This is a genomic window from Terriglobus sp. YAF25, assembly GCF_052113305.1.
Classification (GTDB): Bacteria; Acidobacteriota; Terriglobia; order Terriglobales; family Acidobacteriaceae; genus Terriglobus.
This window is the reverse complement of sequence record NZ_JBFRCY010000401.1, coordinates 1-5740: the sequence shown is the minus strand read 5'-3', so window position 1 is coordinate 5740 and position 5740 is coordinate 1. Positions and strand designations below refer to the sequence as shown.

Annotated in this window: 8 protein-coding genes; 1 reads left to right on the top strand and 7 read right to left on the bottom strand. The window is 56.8% G+C overall.

Annotated elements, in window-relative coordinates:
* A partial coding sequence (locus AB4043_RS16605; protein ID WP_442307553.1) for an alpha/beta fold hydrolase occupies window positions 1-674 on the bottom strand: 674 nt, incomplete at its 3' end.
* Window positions 675-676: 2 nt separating this feature from the next.
* Entirely contained in the window at window positions 677-1444 is a 768-nt protein-coding gene (locus tag AB4043_RS16600) for an enoyl-CoA hydratase/isomerase family protein (protein WP_442298897.1), read from the bottom strand.
* Window positions 1445-1629: 185 nt separating this feature from the next.
* Here AB4043_RS16600 and AB4043_RS16595 point away from each other — a divergent pair, with 185 nt between their 5' ends.
* Complete coding sequence (locus AB4043_RS16595; protein WP_442298896.1) at window positions 1630-2454, top strand: helix-turn-helix domain-containing protein; 825 nt, start codon at window positions 1630-1632, stop codon at window positions 2452-2454.
* Between the two features lie 228 nt (window positions 2455-2682).
* Here the strand turns inward: AB4043_RS16595 and AB4043_RS16590 are convergent, their stop codons facing one another.
* From AB4043_RS16590 to AB4043_RS16570, 5 genes are all read right to left on the bottom strand, one after another.
* Entirely contained in the window at window positions 2683-3276 is a 594-nt protein-coding gene (locus AB4043_RS16590) for an SRPBCC family protein (RefSeq protein ID WP_442307552.1), read from the bottom strand.
* A 33-nt stretch (window positions 3277-3309) separates the two neighbouring features.
* Window positions 3310-3726: a nuclear transport factor 2 family protein gene (locus AB4043_RS16585; protein WP_442298894.1), complete on the bottom strand. Its 417-nt coding sequence runs from the start codon at window positions 3724-3726 to the stop codon at window positions 3310-3312.
* A 92-nt stretch (window positions 3727-3818) separates the two neighbouring features.
* Window positions 3819-4214, bottom strand: coding sequence for an NAD(P)-binding domain-containing protein (locus AB4043_RS16580; RefSeq protein ID WP_442307551.1), 396 nt, complete (start codon window positions 4212-4214; stop codon window positions 3819-3821).
* A 93-nt stretch (window positions 4215-4307) separates the two neighbouring features.
* Complete coding sequence (locus AB4043_RS16575; RefSeq protein ID WP_442298892.1) at window positions 4308-5042, bottom strand: SDR family NAD(P)-dependent oxidoreductase; 735 nt, start codon at window positions 5040-5042, stop codon at window positions 4308-4310.
* Window positions 5043-5136: 94 nt separating this feature from the next.
* Window positions 5137-5740 (bottom strand): SDR family NAD(P)-dependent oxidoreductase (locus AB4043_RS16570; protein WP_442307550.1); only part of this gene is annotated, 604 nt, incomplete at its 5' end.

Here is a 5740-nt window from a genome sequence, read left to right as displayed (position 1 = left end):
TCACGATGCAACGCAGCGTAGGCCCCGACGGCCTGCACGCCGAAATCCTGCCCGACCAGGATCAACTCACGGAAGCCCAGCGCTTTCACCAGCTCGTACAGGTCGTCGGCAACATCCTTAATGGCGAAGTCGCGGGCCAGGGACGAGTCTCCCGTGCCGCGCGTGTCGGGTGCGATGACTGTGAAATGTTTTGCCAGCTCCGGCATCACTTTCAGCCAGGTGCGAGACGATTCTGGATAACCATGGACAAGCAGCATCAAAGGACCAGCACCCGCTCGTAGATAGTGAATGGTCTGTCCATTGACCTTCAGGTCGTGCTCCGCTATGTCATTTGGCAACTCTCGGCCAGATCCCGCATCGCTGTGTGGCGCGGGTTGAACGCGAAGCGCCTCGCGAAAGAGCCCTGCCTCCGGAGTACCAAATTGCGCCATCCTTTCACGGCCCTCAAGCGCCGCCGGATTGTTCGCTACAGCAGCCTCGAAGGCCGCGAGGCTAGCCCAGCGTCCATCGGCGAGAACACGATGATCGTCCACCTCACCTTGCCACAGAACCAGCTCAAAAAAGCCTGGCTTCGACTGGAGGATCGAAGTCTCCTCGCGCATCGCATCGATCAACCTCTCCTGGTTCTCTTTCGAGCTAGTGCGCCAAACATTGAAGAACCTGGTTTCTGACATGTCTACAGTCCCCTCTTGTCCTTTTGTTGTTGAAGAAATGCGTGCATTCGCGCCTGTTGCTCGGCCCCGAACAGAGCTGGGAATGCTTCCTCTTCAAGCTGGTCGCGGACTGTGGCCGGAATGCCACGTCCGGCACGCGTCATTCTCTTGATTGCGGCCACTGATTGCGCACTGCAAGCGGCAATACGGTGAGTCATCTGCCTGGCCGCCTCAAGAAGATCGGCTGATCGATGAACCTGAAGTACCATGCCGTACCGCATTGCCGTCTCCGCATCGACCACTTCGCCAGTGAACATCATTGCCAGCGCGCGCTGGTAGCCGACCCGTTCTTCCAGACGCCACGTGCCGCCAAAGGCGGGCATCACGCCGCCCATGGCTTCGATCTGCCCGAATTTGGCTTGATCTCCGGCAAGGGCCAGGTCGCAAGCAAGCACCAACTCACAGCCACCGCCTAAAGCGGGAGCATCAACTGCCGCGATCACTGGCACCGGCAGGTCGGCAATCGCCCGCGCCAGTTGGTGGCCATGGTGGCTGAAGATGCGCGCTTCAGCCGAAGGCATATTGGCGAGCTCTTCGACATTCACCAACCAGGAGGCAGCATGTGTAGCGCAGAGAATCACAGCACGGATGGAGCCGATATCTGAACGGAGGTCATGAAAGATTGCGGCTAACGCCTGCTTGCCCGCTATGTCAACGCAGTGTGCACGCCGGAATGTGAGTATTGCAACCTGTTCTTGCCGATCCAGCGCAATATCCTCTGCTGCAACCATTCGCGTCTCCTTCGTAGTTGTTGCTAACTCTCCCTGCACACCAACAACTCTTTACAGCAGGTGAACCATGTTCCGATGACCGCCATATACTGAATCGTACAGGCGCCCGCAGTTTGACTCTACGTGAAGTCAGATCATCGGTATTCCGAATTCCGGGTGCAGATTTACAGGAAAGCGACATAAACGTGGCGAGCGAGAAAACTCCAATCTGGAAGCCATCGGCACACACGAGAATGGCTGTGGATGATTTCGTGGTCATGCACGGTGGTCCCAAGGCGATGCGCCTTGCCGAGCATGAGCACAAGGAAATTCAGATTGAAGCGCATTTCAGCCCAGTTTCCACTACACGACAAAGCTCTCCCGTCTTGCCCGAAACCTTTCGGCTAATCCCCTCGAAAAAGCCGCACGTCGGATCATGGAACGAGGGCAGTGAAGTCATCGTCTTTCTGCTCGATACTCGACAATTGGAAATCGCATGCGACGAATTGCTGCGCCGATCGAACGTTGTGATTCACGATGAAATCTGGGGATCGGACATTCTTATCCAATCCGTCGCGAGTGTGTTGCGCCGGGAGTTCTTGACCGGGACAAACGATCCGATGTTTCTCGAAGGTCTGCGTACAACGCTATCCGGTTATTTAGTCCGTTCTTTCCGAAACTCGGGATCACGTTCGATTCGTGGCGGACTGTCATCCAACGCTCTGCAACGCGCTCTCGAAATGATCGAGGCGAAGATACGTACGGGCGTGAGTATTGAGTCGCTCGCTAAACATTGTGATATGGGTGTTCACCGTTTTTCACAGCTCTTCAGGAAGTCTACCGGACGAAGTCCGTACCAATATTTCCTTGACCTGCGCATCGATCGAGCGAAGCACTTCCTCAAAGATACGTCTCTGCCTTTGGCAGAAATAGCATACAAACTCGGTTTCGCAAGCCAGGGCCACTTCTCAACGACGTTCCGCCAGCACACTCAACTCACACCTCAACAATATCGACGAGCAAGTCGTTAACTGCGGCAAACCCTCGTTTTCTCAGCGCCGGATTTATAGTGAGAGGCGCCCGCCCGCAAACTCTAAAGCTATGCCGGATGCAAGCAGACAGYGGGCGAGGGAGATCCAGAGCGTAGATGTGCCAATTGTTGACTCCAAGGCAACGCGCTCATGGAACAAGGTTGACCGATGGAATGAGGCGAGCTCAATGAGCGCTCAACCAGCGAGACAGCTCTTGACCGACAATGCTTACGCCTCTGCGAGACGCTTGAGTGAAAGCAGAACGCTCCTGAAGTCCTCTGTCWCAAATGGACCGATTTCGGCTGCAGCTGGCCCGGAAATTGTCGTGCTGTAGATGATGCGGCTGCGGCCCTCGTCAAGGGGCACAATCCCATGGTGGACCTCGACCCGCGTGCCGTCGATTACGGTCTCATCGGTGAAGGCTTCGTTCTCACGCACAGATGTCAATCTGCTCTCGAACGCTTCACTTCCCGGCGGTTGCATCGTGAATGTTGTTCCCTCAGCAAAGGGTCCATGGACCTCAATATGCTCTATTCCCGCGTTCCAGATCTTCCACCCCGCCACATCTGAAAAAAGCTTCCATATCCGCTCTGGAGTCGCGACAACTTCAATGCTCTCTTCATGAGTCCACATGATGCAGGTCCTTTTGGGGTGTATTTTCCAGCGGCAAGATCGCAGTTCGTCGAGCACACCGCATCTTGGAAAGCCAATCATCTCATATGCCGCTGCAATCAGAAATTGAGCAGCAGGTCTTCTGAAGCTAGCTTGGAACGAGATCGACTTTCTCGGTAGTGATCGTGTCCCGATGAGTGCGTTAGCCAAGATGCACTCACCGAGACCGGTTAATCCAGAGGGTTAGTGTCTGGGGTTTGCGTCTGTCGCGGAAGCCCGCGCCAGTGCTTGCGTGTCGATATACTCCCGGACGCTCTTCAGTTTGCCATTCCGAAGGGTAATGTCGAAGACCCAGTGGTCCTCGAACGGCTTATCCGTGGCTTTGATCTTCCCCACCGCGACGCCGATGGCCAGAACCCGATCTCCTTGCGCCACGAATTCGGGAGGCTTTGGGTAAGTCATTTCCACCTCTTCGGATGCCTTCCGAAGCGTAGCCGCCAATCCCGCGAGCCCGCGGTGCGTACCGGCCAGCGGCCAGTCCTCGCCTGGAATGATCCACTCAATGTCTTCCGCCACCAACGCCAGCAAACGTTGCTTATCGCCGCTGCCCATCGCTGCAAAGAAATCTTTTACAACCTGTACATTCTCTTCGATGCTCATCGGTTCTCTCCTTTCCTTCATCAAGCGCGTCCGATCGAGTGGGAGGTTTCGGAATCATCCTTCTCGGACCAAATCACACGGTGGCAAACCGATTACTGCTGCTTCTTGAACACATCTTGGAATATGAGCTGACCCCAAGTGCGGCCCCGTGCGTGCACCAGCCATCCCCCCTCGTTCAGCTTTCCCAGCTTGACGGGCGCGAACCCGAGTTGTTTGGCCAGGTCCGCCGCGGGAGCGACCGCGTCTTCATCGTCGCTCGACAGAAAGACGACCCGATGACCTCCCTCGAGGACAGCCAGGAAGATGGTGTCCGCCTTGAGAGCTTCCTGGAGCGATTTGGCGACGACCGTTGGTCCAATCGCCCGAGCCCGCGGTGCCAACTCCTCGGGCGGGCGACGGCTCGCGACGGTCACGTCGATGTTGTTACGCGCAAAAGCGTGAGCGAGGGCCTGGCCTATCTTGCCGAACCCGATAATTGCGTAGCTCATAAATTTTCTCCGGTACCTGTTGATGTTGCTTTCCCGCTGATCGAATCCCGGTGAGTGCGTTAGCGACCATCCACTCATCGGGCCTCGCCGATCTCAAACGGCCGTCATGCCGCCATCGACGAACAATTCCACCCCGTTCACGTAACTGGAGTCGTCTGAAGCAAGGAACAACGCAACCGTCGCAATCTCGTCGGGCTGCCCCATCGTTCCCCGCGGAATCAGCGACTCGAAAAACTCCCGCGCCTCTTTGGTGAGAACTTCTTCCTGCATCGGTGAGGTGACAGCTCCCGGAACCAAAAGGTTTACCCGGATATGTCTGCCCTTCAGTTCGTTGAGCCACGTGCGTGCGAAGGAGCGCAACGCCAACTTGCTCGCGGCATACACACCGAAACCGGGGAAACCTTTTGCCGAAGCATTGGACCCGGTCATGATGATCGATCCGCCATCGCTGAACAGCGGCAACGCCTTCTGAACCGTGAACAGTGTGCCGCGCACATTCAGGTCGAAGGCCGCATCGAAGTGCTCTTCGGTGATCTGGCCCAGTGGCAATGGCTCCCCCTTGCCGGCACTCGCGAACAGGATGTCGATCTTGCCCTTCTCGCGTTTGACCGTATCGAAGAGGCGGTCCAGATCGTCCAGATTGGCTGCGTCACCGCGCACGCCGGTTACGTTCCGGCCTATCGCCTTGACGGCCTCATCGAGCTGCTCTTGCCTGCGGCCGGTGATGAAAACATAAGCACCTTCTTCAACGAACCGCTTGGCGCTCGCCAGCGCCATACCGCTCGATCCCCCCGTGATGACTGCAACTTTTCCTTCGAGCTTTCCCATGATTTTTCCTTTGATAGATGTGTGTTATTCAGTGCGATAAGGTTCTTTGGCGGCAGTCTGGCAGATCGGCCACCTTTAGCGGTCCAGCGCGATTTCAGATAGCCGAGAAGCCGCCGTCGACTGCGAAATCCATTCCATTCACGTAGCTCGAATCGTCTGAAGCAAGAAAGAGCGCTGCCGCCGCAATCTCCTCAGGACGACCCATCTTTCCGCGGGGAATCAGGGACTCGAACATCTCCCTCGTTGCCTTGTCGAGCCGCCGGGAGTCCGGTGTGTCGACCTGCCCCGGGCTCAGCACGTTGACCCGAATCTTTCTGCCCTTCAATTCGTTCAGCCACGTGCGTGCAAAGGAGCGCAAGGCCGCCTTGCTCGCCGCGTACACGCCGAAACCAGGAAATCCTTTCACCGACGCAACCGATCCAGTCAAGATGATCGATCCGCCGTCGTTGATCAGCGGCAACGCTTTTTGCGCCGTAAACAAAGTTCCTCGCACAATCAGGCCGAACTCTCCGTCGAAATGCTGCTCGGTAATCTCGCCCAGGACGGCGGCCTCGCCCTTGCCGGCGCTCGCGAACAGGATGTCGATTTTGCCCTTTTGCTTCTGGACCGTATGGAATAGGCGGTCGAGATCGTCGAGATTCGCCGCATCACCCTGCACGCCGGTCACGTTGCGCCCAATCAGCTTGACGGCCTCATCC